At 68.6% G+C, this 21,615-nt stretch carries 7 protein-coding genes; all 7 read left to right on the top strand.

The genetic code is table 11. From position 1 onward, the window contains the following. Nucleotides 1-39 precede the first annotated feature (39 nt). Complete coding sequence (gene leuS, locus ACTHLF_RS16615) at nucleotides 40-2,787, top strand: leucine--tRNA ligase (protein WP_440328680.1); 2,748 nt, start codon at nucleotides 40-42, stop codon at nucleotides 2,785-2,787. 2 nt (nucleotides 2,788-2,789) lie between these two features. Next, nucleotides 2,790-3,329, top strand: a complete 540-nt coding sequence (locus tag ACTHLF_RS16610) for an LPS-assembly lipoprotein LptE (RefSeq protein ID WP_440328679.1) — start codon at nucleotides 2,790-2,792, stop codon at nucleotides 3,327-3,329. 18 nt (nucleotides 3,330-3,347) lie between these two features. After that, nucleotides 3,348-4,352: a DNA polymerase III subunit delta gene (gene holA / locus ACTHLF_RS16605; protein WP_440328677.1), complete on the top strand. Its 1,005-nt coding sequence runs from the start codon at nucleotides 3,348-3,350 to the stop codon at nucleotides 4,350-4,352. Beyond that, nucleotides 4,349-4,990 carry a nicotinate-nucleotide adenylyltransferase gene (nadD, locus tag ACTHLF_RS16600; protein WP_440328675.1) on the top strand — a complete coding sequence of 214 codons (642 nt, stop codon included), beginning with the start codon at nucleotides 4,349-4,351 and terminating at the stop codon, nucleotides 4,988-4,990. The genes holA and nadD overlap by 4 nt, the downstream gene beginning before the upstream one ends. Before the next feature lie 85 nt (nucleotides 4,991-5,075). Then, entirely contained in the window at nucleotides 5,076-5,819 is a 744-nt protein-coding gene (locus ACTHLF_RS16595; protein WP_440328673.1) for a SapC family protein, read from the top strand. A gap of 64 nt (nucleotides 5,820-5,883) precedes the next feature. Then, nucleotides 5,884-19,455, top strand: coding sequence for a leukotoxin LktA family filamentous adhesin (locus tag ACTHLF_RS16590; protein WP_440328672.1), 13,572 nt, complete (start codon nucleotides 5,884-5,886; stop codon nucleotides 19,453-19,455). 12 nt (nucleotides 19,456-19,467) lie between these two features. Next, nucleotides 19,468-21,615: beta strand repeat-containing protein (locus tag ACTHLF_RS16585; protein WP_440328670.1), on the top strand; the 2,148-nt coding region annotated here is incomplete at its 3' end.

Raw genomic sequence — 21,615 nt, 5'->3', positions numbered from 1 at the left:
ACAGGCGGCCACCCGCGCCCCCATCCGGTACCAGACACCATGCAGGACAGCAACGACCAGGCCACGCGCGAGCAGGGCGGTTACGCCCCCGACGCCGTAGAAACCGCCGCCCAGCGCTACTGGAGCGACACCCGTGCCTTCGAAGTCACCGAAGACACCGGCAAGCCCAAGTACTACTGCCTCTCGATGCTCCCGTACCCGTCGGGCGCCCTCCACATGGGCCACGTCCGCAACTACACCATCGGCGACGTCATCAGCCGCTTCCAGCGCCAGCAGGGCAAGAACGTCCTCCAGCCCATGGGCTGGGACGCCTTCGGCCTGCCCGCCGAAAACGCCGCGATCAAGAACAAGACCGCGCCGGCCAAGTGGACCTACAAGAACATCGAACACATGCGCGAGCAGCTCAAGCGCATGGGTTTCGCCTACGACTGGACCCGCGAAGTCACCACCTGCCGCCCCGAGTACTACCAGTGGGAGCAGCAGATGTTCACCCGGCTCATGAAAAAGGGGCTGGTGTACCGCAAGAACAGCGTCGTCAACTGGGATCCGGTCGACCAGACCGTGCTCGCCAACGAGCAGGTCATCGACGGCCGTGGCTGGCGCTCCGGTGCCGTCGTCGAGAAGCGCGAGATCCCGCAGTGGTTCCTCAAGATCACCGCCTATGCGCAGGAGCTGCTCGACGGCCTGGACACGCTGCCGGGCTGGCCGGATGCGGTGAAGACCATGCAGCGCAACTGGCTGGGCCGCTCGCAGGGCCTGGAAATCACCTTCGACGTCGAAGGCCAGGCCGAGCCGCTGAAGGTGTTCACCACGCGCCCCGACACCCTGCTGGGCGTGTCCTACGTGGCCGTCGCCGCGGAACACCCGATCGCCACCCAGGCCGCCGTGGGCAACCCCGGTCTCGCCGAGTTCATTGAATCCTGCAAGGCCGGCGGCGTCTCCGAGGCCGAGCTGGAAACGCAGGAAAAGCGCGGCTATTACACCGGCGTGGACGCCATCCACCCGATCACCGGCGAAAAGGTGCCGGTGTGGGTCGCCAACTTCGTGCTGATGGGCTACGGCACCGGCGCCGTCATGGCCGTGCCCGGCCACGACCAGCGTGACTGGGAGTTCGCCCAGAAGTATTCGCTGCCGATCAAGATGGTCGTCGTCGACCAGGGCGTGGTCGATGCGCTGGCGGAAATCGACCGCGATCTCGCGAAGGGCGAGGGCACCGACGCCACCCAGCACGCGCTGGAAGGCGGCAGCACCGATGCCTACGCGACCTCGGCCGCGGTGGAGACGGTGAAGTCGTTTGAAACCGGCATCCAGGAAGCGGGTGCCTACACCGAGCACGGTTACCTCGTGAACTCGGGCGAATTCGATGGCCTGGATTTCGACGCGGCGTTCGACGCCATCGCGGCGAAGCTCGAGGCCGCCGGCCGTGGCGAGCGCCGGGTGAACTGGCGCATCCGCGACTGGGGCGTCAGCCGCCAGCGCTATTGGGGTTGCCCCATCCCGGTCATCTACTGCCCGCAGTGCGATGCGGTGCCGGTGCCGGAAGACCAGCTGCCGGTCATCCTGCCCGAGGACGTCGAGTTCTCCGGCGTGCAGTCGCCGATCAAGGCCGACCCGGAATGGCGCAAGACCACCTGCCCGAACTGCGGCGGCCCGGCCGAGCGCGAGACCGACACGTTCGATACCTTCATGGAATCGAGCTGGTACTACGCCCGCTACACCAGCCCCGGCGCGAACGCGCAGGTGGATGAGCGCGCGAAGTACTGGACGCCGGTCGACCAGTACATCGGCGGCATCGAGCACGCGATCCTGCACCTGCTGTACTTCCGCTTCTATCACAAGCTCATGCGTGACGAAGGCCTGGTGTCCAGCGACGAGCCGGCCACCAACCTGCTCTGCCAGGGCATGGTCATCGCCGAAACCTACTTCCGCAAGGAAGCCGACGGCTCGTTCACCTGGTTCAACCCGGCCGACGTGGACGTGCAGCGCGACGAGCGCGCCCGTATCACCGGCGCCACCCTGCGCTCGGATGGCAAGCCGGTGGAAATCGGCGGCATCGAGAAGATGGCCAAGTCGAAGAACAACGGTGTCGATCCGCAGGCCATGATCCAGAAGTACGGCGCCGACACCGTGCGCCTGTTCTCCATGTTCGCCGCGCCGCCCGATCAGTCGCTGGAGTGGAACGAGGCGGGCGTGGAAGGCATGGCCCGCTTCCTGCGCCGCCTGTGGCGCGATGTGACCACCCACGCCGAAGGTGGCAAGGGGCAGGGTGCGAACCCGGCCGGCGAGGCTGCGCGCAAGACGCTGCGCCGCCAGCTGCACGAGACCATCCAGAAGGTCACCGACGATATCGGCCGCCGCCAGTCGTTCAACACGGCCATCGCCGCGCTGATGGAGCTGCTCAACGCGCTGAACAAGTTCGATGACGCAAGCGAGGAAGGCGTGACGCTCCGCCAGGAAGCGTTTACCGCGGTCGTCCAGCTGATCAATCCGTTCACGCCACACGTTTCGCATGCACTGTGGCAGGCGCTGGGCCATGGCGAAGCCCTGGTGGAAGACGCCGGCTGGCCGGCGGTGGACCCCACGGCCCTCGTCCGCGATTCGCTGACCTACGCGGTGCAGGTGAATGGCAAGCTTCGCGCTACCATCGACCTGCCGGCCAGCGCCTCGAAGGAAGAGGCCGAGGCCCAGGCCCGCGCGCTGCCGGTGGTGGCCGCGCAGCTGGAAGGCCTTACCGTGCGCAAGGTGATCGTCGTGCCCGGCAAGATCGTCAACATCGTCGCAGGATAACCATGAGCCCGAACGTTACCCGTGTCGCCCTGGTCGTCGCCGCCACCGCCCTGCTGGGCGCCTGCGGGTTCCACCTGCGCCAGTCGGCCGCCTTGCCCCAGGGCATGGACAAGGTGCACCTGACCGTCGTCGGCGGCGGGCGTCTCGAGCGTGAACTGACCCGCGCGATCGAGAACTCGAACGCCACCGTGGTCGACAAGCCGGGCCCGGGTGTCGCCGAACTGGCCGTGACCTCGAACACGTTCCGTACCGACTCGCTCACCGTGAGCGGCACGGCGCGCGTCACCGAATACGCCGTGCGCTACCACGTCGACTTCAACGCGAAGGCGCCGGACGGCACCGTGCTGGTCGCGCCGCAGTCGGTCGACATGTCGCGCGAGTTCAGCTACGACGCCACCAACTCGATCGGTACGGCGGCGCAGACGGAAGAACTGCAGCGCAGCCTCATCGGCGACATGGTCCAGTCGATCCTGTTCCGCCTGCAGGCGGCGCGTAACCACCCGCCGGTAGTCGAGCCGGCCCCGGCGCCGTCCGCGCAGTAAGGGGCGGACGCGGTGCCGATGCAGCCCGCCCTCTGGCACAAGCACCTCGCCGGTGACCGCATGGCGCCGGTGTACTTGCTGGTGGGCGAGGAACTGCTGGTCCTGGAGGCGGCCGACGCGTTGCGTGCCATGGCCCGCCGCCTCGGTTACACCGAGCGCGAAGTGCTCGAGGCCGACAGCCGCTTCGACTGGGATGACCTGGCCCGTTCCTCCGCGGGCCTTTCGCTGTTCGCCACCCAGCGCCTCCTCGACCTGCGCCTGGCCGGTGGCCGGGCGGGCAAGGACGGCGGGGCGGCGATTACTGCGTTCGTGAACGACCCGCCGCCCGACACCACCTTGCTGATCTCCGCGACGGAATGGAGTACCAAGCACGAGGCCGCGTGGACGAAAAGCGTGGACCAGGGCGGGATCCAGGTCGTCTTCAACGCGCCGCGCCCGAACGAATGGGGCCAGTGGATTGGCCAGCGGCTTGCCTCGCGCGGGCTGCAGGCCACGCCGGACGCGGTCGCCATGCTGGCCGAGCGGGTGGAAGGCAACCTGCTCGCCGCCGCCCAGGAAATCGACAAGCTGGTGGTGCTGGCCGGCGACCGCCGGCTGGATGCCGCCACGCTCGAGGGCCTGGTGGCCGATAGCGCCCGTTTCGATGCATTCAAGCTCACCGACGCCGCCTTTGCCGGCGACGGCGGGCGTGCCCTGCGCATCCTCGCCGGCCTGCGCGCCGAGGGGGATGAACTCATCGCCCTGATGGGCTGGCTGGTCAACCAGTTGCAGCTCGCGCTGCGCCTCGCGAATGCGCGCGACTTCTCCGCGCAGGCCAAGGCCGAGCGGCTCTGGCCGGCGCGCGAACAGCTGTTCCGCAAGGCGTTGCGCCGTGCGCCGCGCGAGCACTGGATGGCCTGCCTGGCCCGCGCCGCGCGGATCGACCGCATGGCCAAGGGCCGCGAGCAGGGCGATCCCTGGCTCGAGGCCGAGCGGCTCATCGCCGCCATCGCCGAGCCGCGCGCGGCCGCAGCCTTCGCATGAACCATCCGCGTCCCCTCGCCATCCTCGGCGGCACCTTCGACCCGGTGCACAACGGACACCTCCGCGCGGCCTGGGAAGCGGCCGAGGCGCTGGATGCCGAGGTGCGCATGGTGCCGGCGCGCACCCCGCCGCACCGGCCGCCGCCGATCTCCGATGCCGCGGTCCGCGTCGCCCTGCTGCGCGCCGCCCTGCAAGGACAGGACCGGCTGATCCTGGATACCCGCGAGCTCGACCGCGACGGGCCGTCGTACACCGTCGACACCCTGGCGTCGTTGCGCGCCGAGGTCGGGGCCGAACGGCCGCTCGTGCTCCTCGTGGGCGCCGACGCCTTCGCCGGGCTGGCCTCATGGCACCTTTGGCGTGACCTTTTCGACCTCGCGCACGTCGGCGTGCTGACCCGCCCGGGCGGGACGCACCCGCTGCCACCCGAACTGGAGGCGTTCGTGGCCCCGCGCCGCGCGACCCGCGTCCACGGGCCTATCGGCAGCGTCGTCGGTATCGACATCACCCCTCTAGACATCGCCGCCACGGCCATCCGCGAGGCATTCGCCGGCGGTGGCGAACCGCGCTACCTGGTGCCCGATGCCTGCTTCGACGACCCGGCCCTGCTCGAGCCCTACCGGAACCTCGGGCGGTAGGCCTTCACATCTTCCGATTGACGAACAATGCCTGCCTCGACACATAATGTGATGTAGTTCACATTTTCCGGGCAGGGGAAGAAGTGTGAAGCAACTCCTGATTTACGACCGGCCGCGGCAGCTCAACCGCGCGGCCCACCGGGGCCTGCGCCTCGTTACCGCAGGTACCAGCCATGCGTTCGCGCGCGGCGTGAACTCCGTGCCCGTCGTGGCCGCGGAATTCGCGCGTGCGGGGCTGGAGTACCCGATCGTGTTCGCCGGCCAGCCGGGGCAGGAACAGCCCGCGGTGCTGCTCGGGCTGCACGGCGCCGACAATCTTTTCGTGGACGATGCGGGCCAGTGGGCGCAGGACGCCTATGTGCCGGCTTTCATCCGTCGCTACCCGTTCGTCCTGGCCGAAGGCGACAACGGTGAAGACTTCACCGTGTGCGTCGACGAAGGCTATGCGGGTTTCGCCCGCGACCAGGGCGAGCCGCTGTTCAACGATGATGGCAGCGACACGGAGCTGCTTGCCCACGCGCTGCGCTTCCTTTCCGATTTCCAGGCCGGCCTGGGCGAGACGCGCGCGTTCACCGCGCGCCTGCGTGCGCTTGGCCTGCTCGAAACACGCACCTTGCATGTCCAGCCCGCCCAGGGCGCGCCCAGCACGCTCGACGGCTTCCAGGTCGTCTCGGCGGAGCGGCTGGCCGCGTTGAAGGGCAAGCCGCTCGCCACGCTGCACGCCAGCGGCGACCTGGGCCTGGTCCATGCGCACCTGCATTCGCTGCACAACGTCCAACGGTTGTCCGCGCGGCTCGATCGCCGCCGCGCTGCCGTGGCCGTGAACTGAACACGCACCACTTCAAGCAGTACCACGGCCGGGCTGGATAAGCCCGGCGCTACAGGGGAAAAACATGTCGTCGAAGTCGCCGTCCCGCCTCGCCGGGAAGAAGGGCCGTTGCGCGCGTGCGCCGCTTGCCAGCCAGGGCGTGGTCGCCCACCCGCTGCACAAGCTCAGCGTCGCGCTGGCCAGCGCCCTCTCGCTCGGCGCCCCCGGCGCGGCATGGGCGGCCTCGACCGTGACCTCCAGCGGCAAGCTGCCGCAGACGACGGTGATCACGCAGACCGATGCATCGACGATCGACGTGAACACGGTGCGCAGGAACAACAGCACCACCGCGTTCAACAGCTTCCACGATTTCCAGGTGGGCCAGAACGACACGGTGAACCTGCCCCTGCCGGATGGCGCAGCCAACCTGGTGAACCTGGTCGACACCCGTGCCATCGTCGACGGCACCGTGAACAGCATGGTCGGTGCGACCAAGGGCGCGGGGCGGGTCTTCTTCGCCGATGCGAACGGCATGGTCGTGGGTGCCACCGGCAGCATCAATGTCGGCGCGCTGTCCATCGTCACGCCGAGCCAGGCGAGCATGGATGCGCTGCTCTCGGAAGCGGCCACCGGCGGCGGCACGATGACCGGCAAGCTGCTCGATGGCAGCATCGACCATGATGCTGCGTCGGTCAGCATCAACGGCAGGATCACGACCACGTCGGGCGTGCGCATCCAGGCACACGCCCTCGACACCTCGGGCACGATTTTCGTTGCGGGTGGCGCGACGGGCACCGGCTTCGATACCGCGGTGAACACCGGCGGCGATGGCCAGGTCAGCATCGTAAAGGACGACCAGGGCATTCGCCTCGTCGGCGAAACCATCAGCCTGGCCAATGGGAGCCAGGTAAAGGCGACCGGCCGCGACGTCACGCTGGTGGCCTCGGCGGAAGACAGCAAGGCCTCGGGCCAGGCGAGCGCTGAAAGCTCGGTGACCCTCAACGGCGCGATCAGCGGCAGGAACGTCAGCGTCAACGCAACAAGCAACGCGACGGCGGACTATGCGAGCCTGGACGACGCGATCAACACGCTCGGCGGCACGCTGCCCGCGGGCGCGGTGAAGATCGGCCTCCCGCCACTCCCGATCGGTTACGTCGCGGCCAGCAGCACCGCGGCGGTCACCCTGGGTGGCACCGCCAGCATCATCGCCACGGGCGATGTCGTGCTCTCGGCCGCGACCAGCGCGAAATCCGCGACGTCGGCGCTTAACAACGTCGGCCAGCAGTCCGTGCTCGCCGCTGCGATCTACGGTGAGACGCGCGGTGATACCTCCGCGACGATCGCATCAGGTGCCAGCATCCAGGCCGGCGGCAACGTCACGGTCAAGGCGCTGCATTCCGACGAACTCGATATCAGCGCGAAGACCTCGGGCAAGGACACCTCCGTCGCCGTCACCGCGGTGATCGGTAACGTCGTCACCGATACGCGTGCGAGCGTTGCCTCGGGCGCGACCATCAGTGGCAAGGATGTCAGCATCCTCGCGCACAACAGCGGCAGCTACGAAGTCAGCTCCGAAGTGAAGGCCAACGAAGGCAGCAGCGTGGGCGCGAACGCCGCGCTGCTCTTCGTGGATAGCAACGCGAGCGCGACCAACAACGCGAACCTGGGCACCACCCAGGCGCCGCTCGGCTCGCTCACCGTGCTCACCGACTCGGTCACCGCGAAAACCTCCGTGGAAGCGGAGACCGCGGTAGGCGCCGAGCAGGACAGCACCACGCCGAAGCAGGTCGTGTCGTCCGGTGGCGCGGACCTGATGCCCTTCCTCGAGGAAAAGCTGGGCGAGAAGCTGGCCCAGGCCAATGAGGAAACCGCGAAGCAGACCGGCGAGGCGAAGCAGGGCACTGACGCGGACAGTGGCAAGAGCTTCTTCCGCGGCGGCGTGGGCGTGGCCGTGGCGGATGTGAGCAACGGCGCGCATGCCTCCATCGGCAACGGCGCGGGGGTGAAGGCCTCGGGTGATGTGGCCGTGCAGGCGCGCATCCAGGATGCCGCCACCACCATCGCGGCCACGACCGAGACTGAATCGGGCAAGGACAACGCCGCGACGCTCTCGGCGAGCCTTGCGTTTGGCGTCGGCCTGCTGAACGACAGCGCGTCGGCCACGGTGGGCAGCAACGCGGATATCAGCGGCCTGCACATCGGCGTGGGCAGCGATGTCTCGCGCCTGTGGGCCATGCCGGATACGTCGGGTCTCGACGAATTCTCCAACGTCCCGTCGTTCCTGAAGGACCTGTACACCGACCTCAAGGGCAACGGCAAGCCGCTGGCCACGAGCTACGCGAACGCCACCTCGAAGACCCAGGACGTCGGCCTCGCCGGCGCGATGAGTTTCCTCGCCATCGGCAACGACAACACCGCATGGGGGGGCAGCGGCGCGAAGCTCAATGCCACGGCAAGCACCGATGCGGCGTGGACGCACACGGCCAGCCTTGGCAGCGACGCCGAAGGCAATGCGATTGACGACGTGGATTTTGGCTTCCAGCACGCTGTTGGTGTGTCCGCGCAGACGCTGACGCAGACCATCGATATCGCGGGCAACATCGAGCTGCTGAAGGTCAACGGCACGAGCGGAGGCGCCGATGGCGGCTCCGTGGGTGCGGGCGTCAACGTGGCGAACTACTCGGATAACACCCTCGCCGGCATCGGCGACGGCGTGACCGTGACGGCGGCGGGCGTGGGCGTGTCCGCCAACGACACGCAGCAGATGGTGGTGATCACCCCGTCGGCCGGGCGCGGCGCGGGCGCGGCGGGCAATGTGATCTTCGCCATGGCGAACATCGATAACACCACCCATGCGTCCATCGCGAACACCGCCAGCGTCACGGCCAACGTGGTCGACGTGGCGGCACACCAGGGCGCGGGCATCTGGTCGATCGCAGGTGCCATCGCGCAGGGCAGCAGCGTTGGCGTGGGCGTCGGCATCGCCATCAATAACCTCACCGCCGATACCCAGGCTTACATCGGTGACAACAGCGCCGACGCCACGCGCGTCGACCCGTCGATGGCCGCCGCGGCGTCGCTGCCCACGGCCGGAATCCTCGCCAACACGGTCACCGTGCAGGCAGCCACCGATGGCCGCAGCGGTGCGATCGCGATCTCCGGTGCGCAGGCCAAGGGCCAGTCGCAACAGGCGGGTGCGGGTAGTACGGGCGGCGGGACGGGCTCGGGCACCGCCGCGCCGACCGACGGCTCCGGCGGCGCCGCCGACGGCAAGCTCGCGGGCGACGCCAGCCCGGGCTTCCTGCAGACCACGCAGGCCAAATCGGATAGCAGCACCAGCGGCTTTGGTATCTCCACCCTGCTGGGCAAGCTGCCCGTGGTGGGCGACCTGGTCGGCAAGGCGAAGCAGCAGGAAGGCAGCAAGGACTCGGGCAGCGCGGACAAGGCCAGCGAGCCGAGCATGGGCATCGGCGTTTCCGGCAGCGCGACCGTCGGCATCGGCAACCTGGATACGCATGCCGCGATTACGGGCGTGACGATCGACCGCCGCGGCACGACGGGCGGCAGCGATATCAGCGTCACGGCGCTGAACCAGACCGACCTGATCAGTGCCAGCGGCGCGGGGGCGCTGGTGACCGCGAACTCGCAGGGCCAGGGCAGTGCGGGGCTGGCCGGTGCGGTTGCCTACAGCTTCATGGATAACGACACCATGGCCAGCCTTTCCGGCGTCATCGCGCCGCACGCGGGCGATGTCACCGTGCAGGCGCTGTCCGGCGGCTCGATCCTCGACCTCGGCCTGGGGCTTGCGTACAACAAGAACAGCGACGACACGAGCGCCTCCGCGGCCGGCTCGTTCTCGATCGGCACCACGTCGAACGAAACCTCGGCGAGCATCACGAACAGCACGCTTACCGCGGCCTCGTCGGCCTCGTCGCTGGACGTCACCGCTTACGACCACACCAACATCGGCGCGGGTGGCGGTGCGTTCGCCATCGGCGGCAGCAAGGGCGTGGGCGCGTCGGTAACCTGGAGCGATATCGCGAATACCGATGCCGCGACGATCAGTGGCGGCACGTACAGCGGCTTCGGCGATCTCTCGGTGCAGGCGCTCACCGCCTCGCGGATCGCCGCGGCGGCCGCGGCCGTGGCGGCGTCGAAGGGTTCGGACAGCCTTGAGCTCGCCGGCTCCTTCACCATCAACCAGGTGGCGAACAGCGTCACCGCCAGCGTCACCGGCGCTACCGTCAGCAACGGCAAGGGCGATGTCACGGTCAACGCCAGCGGCTCGAAGGACGTGAAGGCCTACGATGACCTGCTCATGGCGAACGGGTACTCGACCGCCAGCTTCGTCGATTTCAGTGCAGCCTCGGTCGACGGTTCCTCGCCGACCGGCTCGGCGATCTTCGCCGTCTCCGGCGCCGTGGGCCTGGCCGGTGGCAGTGCCGCGGGCATGTCCGTGGCGATCAACAGCATTGCCGATACATACGCCGCATCCATCGTGGGTGGCGCGGTCAGCACGACCGGCAACGTGGCCGTCACCGCCAGCGACGATACGCGTATCGTCGCGATCGCCGCGGGTATTGCCGGCGGCAAGGGCGAATTCGCCGGTGCCGGTTCGGTCACTGCCAACTTCATCAACGACAACGTCAGCGCGACGCTCGGTGACACGGGCAAGACGACTGCGACGACGGTGAACGCGGGGACCGTGAAGGTCGACGCGAACAACGCTGCGACGATCGATACGCTCGCAGGCGCCATCGGCATCGCGCCGAGCGGAAGCTCCATGGGCCTGGCCGTCGCCTTCGACGAAATCGGCAGCCAGACCAGTGCGTCCATCGTCGATGCGAAGGTCACCACCACGGGTAGCGGCACGGCGACCGGTTGCAGCGGCGATGCCGCCACGGTCTCGGCGAGCGCCTGCTCGAGCGGCACGATCAACGCGGCCGCGGTCGGCGTGGCCGGCAGCGACCAGCTCGCGCTGACCGCTTCGCTGGCGATCAATGACATCGGTCTCGAAGACACCGGTGCAACCGGGACGCTGGGCAGCGCCCTGCGCCAGACGTTCACCCGGGCGAAGATCGACGCGAGCACGCTGGATACGTCGAGCGTCGGCGTGCACGCGCAGGACAGCGCCACGATCCACACGCTGGCCGGTGCGATCGCCGGCTCATCGGAAGCCGCGGCGGGCGCGGGCTTCGCGCTCGGCAACATCGGCAACAACACCACGGCCTCGCTGACCTCGACGCAGGTGAAGGCGACCGGTGCGGTCAATGTCGACGCGGCGGCCACCGGCACCATCGACTCGCTCGCCATTGGCGGTGCCGTCGCGGGCGATATCGCCGTGGGCGGGTCGCTCACCGCCAACGCCATCGGCAACCACACGACGGCGACCGTCGATGGACTCAGTGGCCTCGGCACCGCGCCGCGCGCCACCATGGCCAGCCTCGATGTCACCGCCAGTGATGCGGCGTCCATCGACGCGTTCGCCGGCAGCCTCGCCGTCGGCTTCTCGGGTGCGGGTATCGGCGCGGCCTCGTCGGCCAACGCGATCGGCAACATCACGCACGCAACGCTTTCGAATTCGGTGCTGGATGTCACCGGCAGCACCACCGTGGACGCGGCCGCGACCGCCGCGATCCGCACCGTAGCTGCAGCGGCCGCGGGCGGTGAAGGCCTCGGCATCTCCGGCGCGCTTACCGTCAACACGATCGGTAACGACATCGCGGCCACGATCCAGGGTGGCAGCCAGGACAGCGCGGGCAACACCACGAAGGTCACGGCAAGCGACGACGCGAAGATCCTTTCGATGGCCGGCTCGCTCGGCGTGTCCGCGGGCGGCGGCCTGGGCGCGGCCATCGCGGTCAACGATATTGGCACGAACACCACGGCGACGATCGACGGCGCCAACTGGCACGCGAAGGACGTGACCGTTGCCGCGACCAGCAGCAACCCGAACAGCGACCATTCGGCCAACATCCAGACCATGGCCGCCGGCGTCGGTGGCGGCTCGGTCGGTGGTGCGGCCTCGGCCGCGGTGAACCTCGTGCACGGCACGGTCGATGCGTCTATCGTGGGCGGCGCGCACGTGACGGCGGAAAACAACGTTGGCGTCATCGCGAGCAGCCGCCAGGGCATCGACGTGTTCGCCGGCAGCGCTGGTATCGGCGTGGACGCGGTGGGCGCCGGCCTCGGTGCCGTCGTCAACTACCTGCACGACACGACCTCCGCACGCATTTCTGGCGCGACGACCCAGGTGAACGCGCTGGGCAAGAACGCCAGCGACAAGCTGACGGTGGCGAGCGGCCAGCTCGCCAACCCGGGTGCGCTCGACACGGGCAACATCCACGACGCCAGCGACTACACCAACCCCAACCTCGCCGAAGGCACGGTGACGGTCAGTGGCCTCGCCGTGAACGCTTCCTCGACCCAGGAGGTCGCCACGCTGGGTGCCAGCGTCGCGGCCGCGTTCGATCCGCTGGGTTCCGCCGCCATCTCGGCCATGGCTAACGCCAACGTGCTCGGTGGCAGCACCACGGCTTCGATTACCGATGCCCAGGTGAACCAGGGCGGCAACTCCGGCGCGGGTGCGACCCAGGCCGTGGATGTCCGCGCAAGCAGCCATGCCTATGACGCCTCGTTCGTGGCGGGCGTGGCGGCGGGCGTGACCGATGCGGCGGCAACCGGTGCGATCGGCGTCAACGCCTTCCAGCGCACCACGCAGGCTACGGTACAGAACGCGAACATCACGACGCGTGGCACGCTGAACGTGGACGCCGAGTCCAGCCAGCGCAACGTTTCTGCTGTCGTTGGCCTCGCCGCCGCCCTTACCGGCGGCGCGGGCACGGCCATCGTGAACCACTTCGACGGGCAGACCAGCGCGCTGGTCGATCGCGGTACGCTCACGGCGGGCACGCTCGATGTCACCGCGAACAGCACGACCCAGGCCAACCTGATCGGCGGCGCCGGCGCATTCGGCGGCGTCGCGGTGGCCGGCTCGTTCCTGCTCTCCGACAGCGAGAACACCACCAGCGCGACGGTCGGTGACAAGGACGCCGATACCATCCTGCACATCGGCAGCGATATCGATGTGGAAGCGCACTCCAACGTGACGCTCGGCAGCACCATGGTCAGCGGCGCGGGTGGCGGTGGCGCCGCGGTGGCCGGCATGGCCAGCGTCACCGTGGTGGGCAATACGACCACGGCGACCATGGAGCGGGCGAAGGTCAACCAGACCGACGCGTCCGGCGTGGCCGGCGTCGAAGTCCATGCGGGCGAGACGCTGGATATCGCTTCGAACGGCGGCAGCGCCGCCATCTCGCTGGGCGGCTCGGGTGTCGGCGCCTCGGCCAACGTGGTGATGGTGCAGAGCGCGGTGGGTGCTTCTGTGCTCGATAGCGCGCTGCGCGCCGTCGGTGCGGTGGATGTCGCGGCGACCAGCACGCGTACGCTGGACGTGACGTCGCTCTCGGGTGCACTGGGTTCCAACGTCGGCATCAGCGGCGCGCTCGGCCTGGCGATCATCGGCAACGGCGTGCTCAACGGCAGCGCCTCGGGCAATGACCCGATGGGCGACCTGAACAAGGGTGGCAACGGCACGCTCGCCTCGATGAACAGCATCGGCGGCAGCGGCGTGGCCGACAGCTCGCAGATGGGCAACCACCTAAGCAGCGGCGATGCCACGGCGGTGAACGCGGCGACGAAGGTGTCGCTGCTCGACGGCAGCGGCAAGCTGCTGCGCAAGGCGGATGGCACCCAGGCCACGGTGGCCAACAGCACGGTGACGGCCGGCTCGGTCGCGGTCACGGCCAACGGCACGACGTCGCTTACCAACGTGGTGGGCAACATCGCCGGTGGCGGCTTCCTCGGCGCCGGCGGCGCCGTGGCCTTCAACGTGGTGGACCAGAACATCGGCGCGACGGTCGACGCGACCTCGTCGATCAGCACGTCGGGCGCGCTGGATATCGAAGCGCACGCGAACAACGGCACGGCGAAGGTGTACGGCAGCAACCTGTCGGCCGAAGCGGGCGACTATTCGGTCGCGGCAAGCGCTTACCAGGGCGCGGCGGGCTTCGTCGGGCTGGGCGCCGGTGTCGCCATTTCCGAACTGAACAACCAGGTCTCGGCCTCGCTCGATGGCAGCGCCTGGAGCGTCGGCTCGCTGACGATCAAGGCCGATGACACGACCGCCGTCGGCGCTCGCGCCGGTGGCCTCGTCGCCGGCGGCGCGGCCGCGGGCGTGGTGGTCAGCCAGGCCGACAAGCACGGCAGCACCCACGCGGGCATGGGCGAAGACGCTTATGCGATCAGCTATGGCGCGACCACGATCGGCGCCGCGTCGAGCGGCAAGGTCGATGCCCGCGCCAACGCCGTCGCCGCGGGTCTGTTCGCGGCGGGCAACGGCAGCGATGCCAACGCGCGTGACCGCGAAACGGTCAGCGCGTCCCTGGGCAAGGGCGCGCAGCTTGGCAGCGCCGGCGCCATCAATCTTTCGGCGACGTCTAACCCGGATGTCGAAGCCAGTGCGTTCGGCGTCGCGGTCTCGGGCGGCGTGGCGCTGGGCGCCTCGGTCGCTACGGCCGAGGATGACGCGAACGTATCGGCCACGCTCGGCGACAACGTCGTGCTGGCGTCGGGCGCAACCACCACGGTCAGCGCGACGCATGCCGCGCTCAGCGACGGTGGTGTATCGGCGAAGGCCACGGGTGGCGCCGGCGGCGTCCTGCTGGGCGCGAACGCCAGCTACGCCAAGGCCGTGTCCAGCGGCTCCGCCATGGCGGGCACGGGCGACAACGTCACGCTGCCCTACGGCAACCTGATCATCCAGGCCGTCGGCCTCTCTGCGCAGACCGCAGGCGCCACCGCCGGCGCGGCGGGCTTCGTGGGCGTGGGCGCGGCGATCAGTGAAGCGGATGCCACCAGCCAGACCTCGGCCTACCTCGGTACGAGCAACCACAGCGACAGCGCGCGCCCCGGTGCCGTGCTGGTCAGCGCGCTGGGCACCGACATCAACGCGGCGTCCGCCACCGCCGGCAGTGGCGGCGTGATCTCCGGTAACGCGGCGAATGCCACGACCAACGACACTGCGACGACGAACGCCAGCATCAGCGACGGATCCACGCTCTACGGCAGCGGTTTCACGCTCGCCGCGCAGCACAACACGAATTACGCTGTCGATGTGAACGCCGTCGGTGCCGGTATCGCCAACGCCAGTGGCGCGTTCGCGCAGACGAACGCGCATAGCGATGTGAGCGCGCTGGTCGGCAAGAACGTGGCGCTGTACGGCTCGGGCTATATCGACATTGCGGCCGCCAACCTGTTCGCCAATACGGGTTCGGCGCCGCAGGTGCAGGGCGGTGGCGGCGGCGTCGCTTCGGGCGCGGCGGCCACCAACAGCACGACGCTGTCGGGTACCTCGACGGCGAAGGTCGGCAACGACAGCACGCTGGTCTCGGGCCTGGGCGCCGGCATGGCCGGCCAGCTCGCCACCCAGTACGACGGCCTGATCTACACCAGCGGCCCCGACCCGTTCGCCAACCCGGGCCGCATCCGCGTGGGCGCGGGCACGCAGGTGAACGATGACGCCACGGTCTCGCTCGACTCGGGCGGCGCCGTCGCCGGTTCGGGCGTGCGCAATACCTTCACCGCCACGCTCGCCAACGACGTGGGCACCGGCGACCGCGACAAGCTGCTGACCAACGGTGCCATCGGCATCGGCAGCTACATGCAGAGCTTCACCAACCAGACGGCGCTTTCGCACACGTATGGCGGCGGCGCGCAGGGCGATGCCCGCGCGAGCACCACGATCAATGCGACCCAGAACGTCGGTATCGGCCAGGACGGCCTGTTGCTCGGCTTCGGCCAGATGAACATCACGGCCGGCATCGATCCGTCGGGCTTCATCGGCAGCGTGTTCACCGCCGACACGATCGGCCAGGCCTACGTCCGCGGCATCATCGCCATCGCGACCGGTTCCGCGACCACGGCGGTGCACAGCACGGCGACCACGACGGTGGGCAGCGGCGCACGCCTGCTCGGCGGCGCGGATATCAGCCTCGGCAGCTACAAGGGCGAGGCCACGGTGAGCGCCGAAGGCGCCGGCCACGGCTATGAGATCGGCTTCATCCCGGTGACCACCACGAGCAGCGATGCACGCAGCGATGGTGGCGAAAACCTGGTGATGTCGGGGAGCGCGACGGCGGGTATCTACTCGGACAACGAGGTGTCCATCACCAGCGGCGGGCTCAGCCACGCCCACGGTGCGCCCTTGCTCTACACCTTCAATGGTGCGTTCCGGCCGTGGGGTGATATCGACCAGCACGCCGCCGGCCTGGGTGCGAACACCGACAGCAGCGGCAGCTCCGGCGTGCCGGTGGTGCAGGGCGCGGGCCAGCTGAAGACGCCGACCGGCCTGCAGCAGATGAACGGCGATGGCGATGGCACCTCGGCGCCGGCCGCGAGTTCGGGTAGCACCGGCGCACCTCCGGGTTCGGCCTCGCAGGTCGACCTCTCGGTCGCCGACCTGCTCAAGGGCACGACCAGCTCGGGCACGGTGCAGGCGTACCTGCTCGGCTCGATGTTCGCCTCCGGCGGCAACCTCACGGTGCATGCGGGCAACATCACTGGCGCCGGCACGCTCACGGCCAACGGCAGCCCCTCGGTCACGATCAGCAACGCCAGCAGCGCCTACCTGGTGCTCGACAAGGTGAACGTCTCCGCCAACGGCGGCGGCGCGATCACCTTCACCGGCGGTGCCAACCAGGCCAGCGACCCGAGCCTGAAGGTGAACGTCGGCTCCTCCGCCACCGCACCCGCGGTGACCATCAGCAACACGTACACCGGCAGCATGCCCTCGTCGCCGAACAACGTGACGCAGGGTCCCGCGATCTTCATTGGCGGCGATATCACCAACCTTGGCGGCGTGGTCGATATCACCAACCTCAGCGGGTCGGTGGGCCAGTTCGCCAAGGTATCGGCGCAGCAGATCAAGGAATACGTGCCGAACGGCGCGGTGGCCGTCTACCTGCCGGACAGCACCTACTACTCGGGCGCGGACCCGGTGGCGTCGTGGGCGGCGTACCAGATCAACCTGGGCGATGCGAACAGCGCGGTGATGTATGCGCTGAACGCCATTTACAATGCGAACGGCCAGTACAACGGCAACAACGGCGCGTTCAACAACGCGATCTACAACCAGGGCAAGGGCGCGCTGGCGTTCAACGACGGCAGCCAGGGCGGCGTGTCGGTGATTGCGTTTGGCACCTGCGCCCCGTATGCGAACGGCACCTGCGGCACCAACCCGCTGGGCGGCACCTACGGCTTCCATGACCAGGACCTGCCGGGCCTCTACACGCTGGCCACCACCAAGTCCTATGCCACCGACCAGACCCCGACCGATACGTCGTCGGCTTCGGGCCTGGTGGCGCAGACCGTCGCGGTCAAGGCCAAGTGGATCGACATCGACAGCACGATCACCGCGGGCCGCCCGACGGACTACGTGATCACGCTGGGTGCCGATGCCAAGGCGTTCATCGACCAGCAGGCGGGCGGCAGCGGCACGGTCGACCTGCCCACCAACCTCTGGTGTGGCGGCGCGGCGGCGACCTGCGTCTCCGGCCTGGTCAAGTACGACCGCGGCAGCAAGAGCATCGTCATCGACAACGTGAATGCCTCCGGCGGCGGCTTCGTCTCGCTGGATGGCGGCATCGTCAGCACCAAGGCCACTGGCAACATCGTGATCAACGATGGCTACGGCCACGTCACGGTGAACAACTCGCTCGGCATCCCCGTGCAGCTGGCCGATGTGAACACCGGCAACAACGCGGTCGGCGAACTGAAGATCACGGATACGTACAAGACCTGGGCGAACGGCAGCACGCAGACCCTGTGGTACGTGGACACGCGTGGCGTGGGCACCAAGGTCTACAACAACTCGAACGGTGCCACCGACGTGGCGCATGCGGTGGAGGGCACGGCCGCGTCCGATGGCTCGGGCTTCTACTACGACCCGCAGGCGGGCCTGCGCTACCAGTGGGAACAGCAGGTCAACGTCGACCGCGATATCGCCAACCTGCAGAGCACCGCGAACTGGGGTTACGTCGACGCGACCGGCACGAAGGTCTCCACGCCGCAGTACCTGCTCGTGTCCAGCGGTATCGTCAGCAACCCGTCGGATACCAACTACTTCGACGAGAAGATCACCGCGACGACCTCGTACGGCCAGATGAACAACGGCTATGCCTCGGTGCTGGACGTGTACTACCACGGCTGCGGCAAGAACATCGGTGATGGCTGCCACTATGGCTTCGCCCGCACGGTGAACCAGGACAAGGACATCAGCCACAACGACCGTGGCGCGGGCGTCTGGCAGTACCAGTACCTCATGGATGCGCAGCTGCTGCTCACCAGCTCGGTGAAGGCAGACAACCGCATCCACATCAACTTCCAGGGCAATGCCTCGGGCCAGGTGCAGGTCAACTCGAACGCCAACGTCCTGCTTGGCGGCAACATCTACAACCCGAGCGGCAGCACCTCGATCGATGCGACGGCGGGCGCCGGCGGTTCGATCCTGGCCGGCACCACGGGTGCGATCACCAGCAACGGCGTCTCGCTGAAGGCGACCGGCGCCATCGGCAGCACCAGCAACCCGTTGCAGCTGGTGATGACCGGCGGTTCCCTCGCGGCCGACGCCGGCGCGGCAGGTATCAACATCAACGCCGCCACCGCATTGAACCTCGACCACGTCACCGCCGGCAACGCCAGCGTCGGCTACGGCGACGTGGCGCTGAACGCCACTGGCAACATCACCGGCGGTACCGGTACCTCGATCACCGGCCGCGACATCACCGTCAACTCCGGTGGCAGCATCGGCACGGCCAGCCAGGCGCTGGTGATCGCCGCGCACGGCGTCACCAACGCGAACCATGGCATCGACCACGGGGTGGTGGATGCGCACGCGCTGTCCGACATCAACCTGCGCCAGGTCGGTGGCGACCTGCGGGTCGGCCTGATCCAGTCGGACGGCGGCTCGGTCAACGTGGCCGTGCCCGACGGGTCGATCATCGATGCGGCGGGCACCACGTCGGGCCAGGCCTTGTCGGCCGACCAGCTCACCAAGGTGCGCGAGGTATTGCACCTCACCGACGCCGACGATGCCGATGGCTCGATCGCCGCAGCGAACCGCAAGCGCATCGAACAGACCGCCGACGGCAACTACAGCCAGTACGAAGGCCTGATGGCCAACGGTACGGTGGTCGATGGCGCGTTCGTCCTGGCGGCGGGCAAGATCGACCTGTATCGCGGCCTCGCCAGTGCGGCGCTGGGCCATGCGGCCAGTGACCAGGAAACGCTCGCCTACGCCGCGGGCCGTTACACGACGCTGGATGCGTACTTCACCGACCTGCTCGGCGCGAACTACAAGGCCGGCGCGAAGTTCACGACGCCCGTGGCCGACTTCGCCTACGTGGCGACGGATGCCCAGGTCGACGCGATGACCGAGTTCGCCTCATGGAAGCTCGGCTGGCTGACCAGCGCGGTGAACACGGCCGCCGTGGCGTCCGACAGCTCCGCCTCTACGCCGCCGTTGTCCTTCGTGGGCAGCGCGACGCCGAACATCCAGGGCCGCGATGTCACCCTGAGTGCGAAGCAGAACATCGGTTAGTCGGGTTCCGTGGTGAGCATCGATGCCCAGGCGCTGATCGACGGCACGGTGACCGACGCGCAGGCAGCGGCACTGGCCACCGCGAACGCGGCAGGCGACGTCACCCTTGTGAAGGATGCCAGTGGCAACCTCACCCGGGTGGACGTGAAGCAGACCGAACCGCTGTTCCTGACGGCGGGCGGCAAGGTGTCGGCAAGCACGCAGGCCGGGCAGGGTGGCTCGATCTACCTGCAGGCGAACGGCGACCTCAACATCGCCAGCATCAATGCGGACCGTGACGTTCGCCTGGCTGCGGTGGGCAACATCGCCTCGGCGACCAGCGACGCGAACGCGGCGGCGATCAACGCTGGCGGCGATCTCACGCTGCTGACGGGCTCCGGCGGCAGTATCGGCCGCGCGGCAAACGCCGCGTCCGGCACCACCGAACGTGCGCTGGTGTACTCGATCGGTGGACAGCTGGTCGACGCCACGGCCAGCGAAGACGTGGTGCTGCGCACGCTCAACGGCGACCTGCGCTTCGTGCACGTCGGCGCCAACGGCGACATCGTGCTCGACGCCGGTTCGCATGAGATCTGGCAGACGCTCGACGGCGTGGCCCTCAATGGCCGCTCCATCGTGCTGCGCGCGGGTGGCGATGTCGGCTTCCTTGGCGACACGGGCAAGTACCTCATCGCGGCGACCGGCGCGGGCGATCTCTCCGGCACCGTGGGCGGTAGCGTCCGTATCGACAGCTCGGTGAGCAGCCCGTTCCACGTGGGCCAGCTCAGCGTCCATGGTGATGTCGATCTCGTGTCCACCGGCGACCTGCAGGCCGTGAACATCTCGTCTGCCACCGGTGCGGCGCACCTTTCGGCCGGCGGCGACGCGAGCATCGGCACGCTGACCGCTGCCAACGTGGTCGATGTGACCGCGGTGGGCGACGCGACGCTCGGTTATCTCTCGGGCAGCACGATCTCGGTGCAGACCGGCGGCGACATCACCGCGAAGCCGGTGGCACCGGGCGGCACCAATCTGCAGACATCCTTCACGGTCGTGCTGCACGCGGGCGGTGGCATCGGCGCACCGCTTGTGGTCACCGCGCCGACCGTCCACGCGCTGGCGGACAAGGGCGACGTGAACCTCACGATGGCCGGCGGCATGCTTGGCGGTGACGTCGTGGCTACCCTGGGCTCCGTGTCCCTGACCGGGCCGGCGCTGATCGGCGGCTACGTCACCGCGGGCAAGGACCTCACCGTGGCCAGTGGCGGGCTGCTCGACTTCGCCACCCTGTCCGCAGGCGGCAACGCCGCGCTCGACGTCGCTGGCGCAACGCACGTGACGACGCTCCAGGCGGGCAATGACCTGTTCGCGACGCTGCGCGGCACGCTCGATGCCGACACGATCGACGTGGGCCACGACGCCACGCTGGCGATGGATGGCGATGCAACCGTCAAGACGCTGAAGGTCGGCAATGACCTCACGGCCACGGCGAAGTCGAATGTGGACGTCACCGCGCTGACCGTGGGCCGCACGCTGGCCGCCACGGTGGGCCAGAGCCTCACGCTCGGGACTACGACCGTGGGCGGCGATGCCGGTATCCAGGTGGGCGGCGACATGCTGGCCGATACCACGACGATCGACGGCAACGCCACGCTCGATGTCACCGGTAAGCTCACCGCCAACCAGGCGACCGTGCACGGCAACGTCGACGGCACGATCGGCGGTGATGCCTCGCTCAAGACCACGCAGATCGACGGCGATGCGAAGCTCGCGGTCACCGGCAACACGACGCTCGGCACGCTGCGGGTCGGCAATGACCTCAACGGCACGCTGCACGGCGCGCTCGATGCTGACACGATCGACGTAGGCCATGACGCCAAGCTGGCGATGGATGGCGATGCCACGGTCGCGGCCCTCAAGGTCGGTAACGACCTTACGGCCACGGCGAAGTCGAACGTGGACGTCACCGCGCTGACCGTCGGCCGCGCGCTGGCCGCCACGGTGGGCCAGAGCCTCACGCTCGGTACCACGACCGTGGGCGGCGATGCCGGTATCCAAGTGGGCAGCGATATGCTCGCCGATACCACGACGATCGACGGCAACGCCACGGTCAATGTCACCGGAAAGCTCACCGCCAACCAGACCACCGTGCACGGCAATCTCGACGGCACGATCGGCGGC

Source organism: Luteibacter sp., assembly GCF_051958795.1.
Lineage (GTDB): Bacteria > Pseudomonadota > Gammaproteobacteria > Xanthomonadales > Rhodanobacteraceae > Luteibacter.
This window is presented reverse-complemented; position numbering and strand designations above follow the sequence as displayed.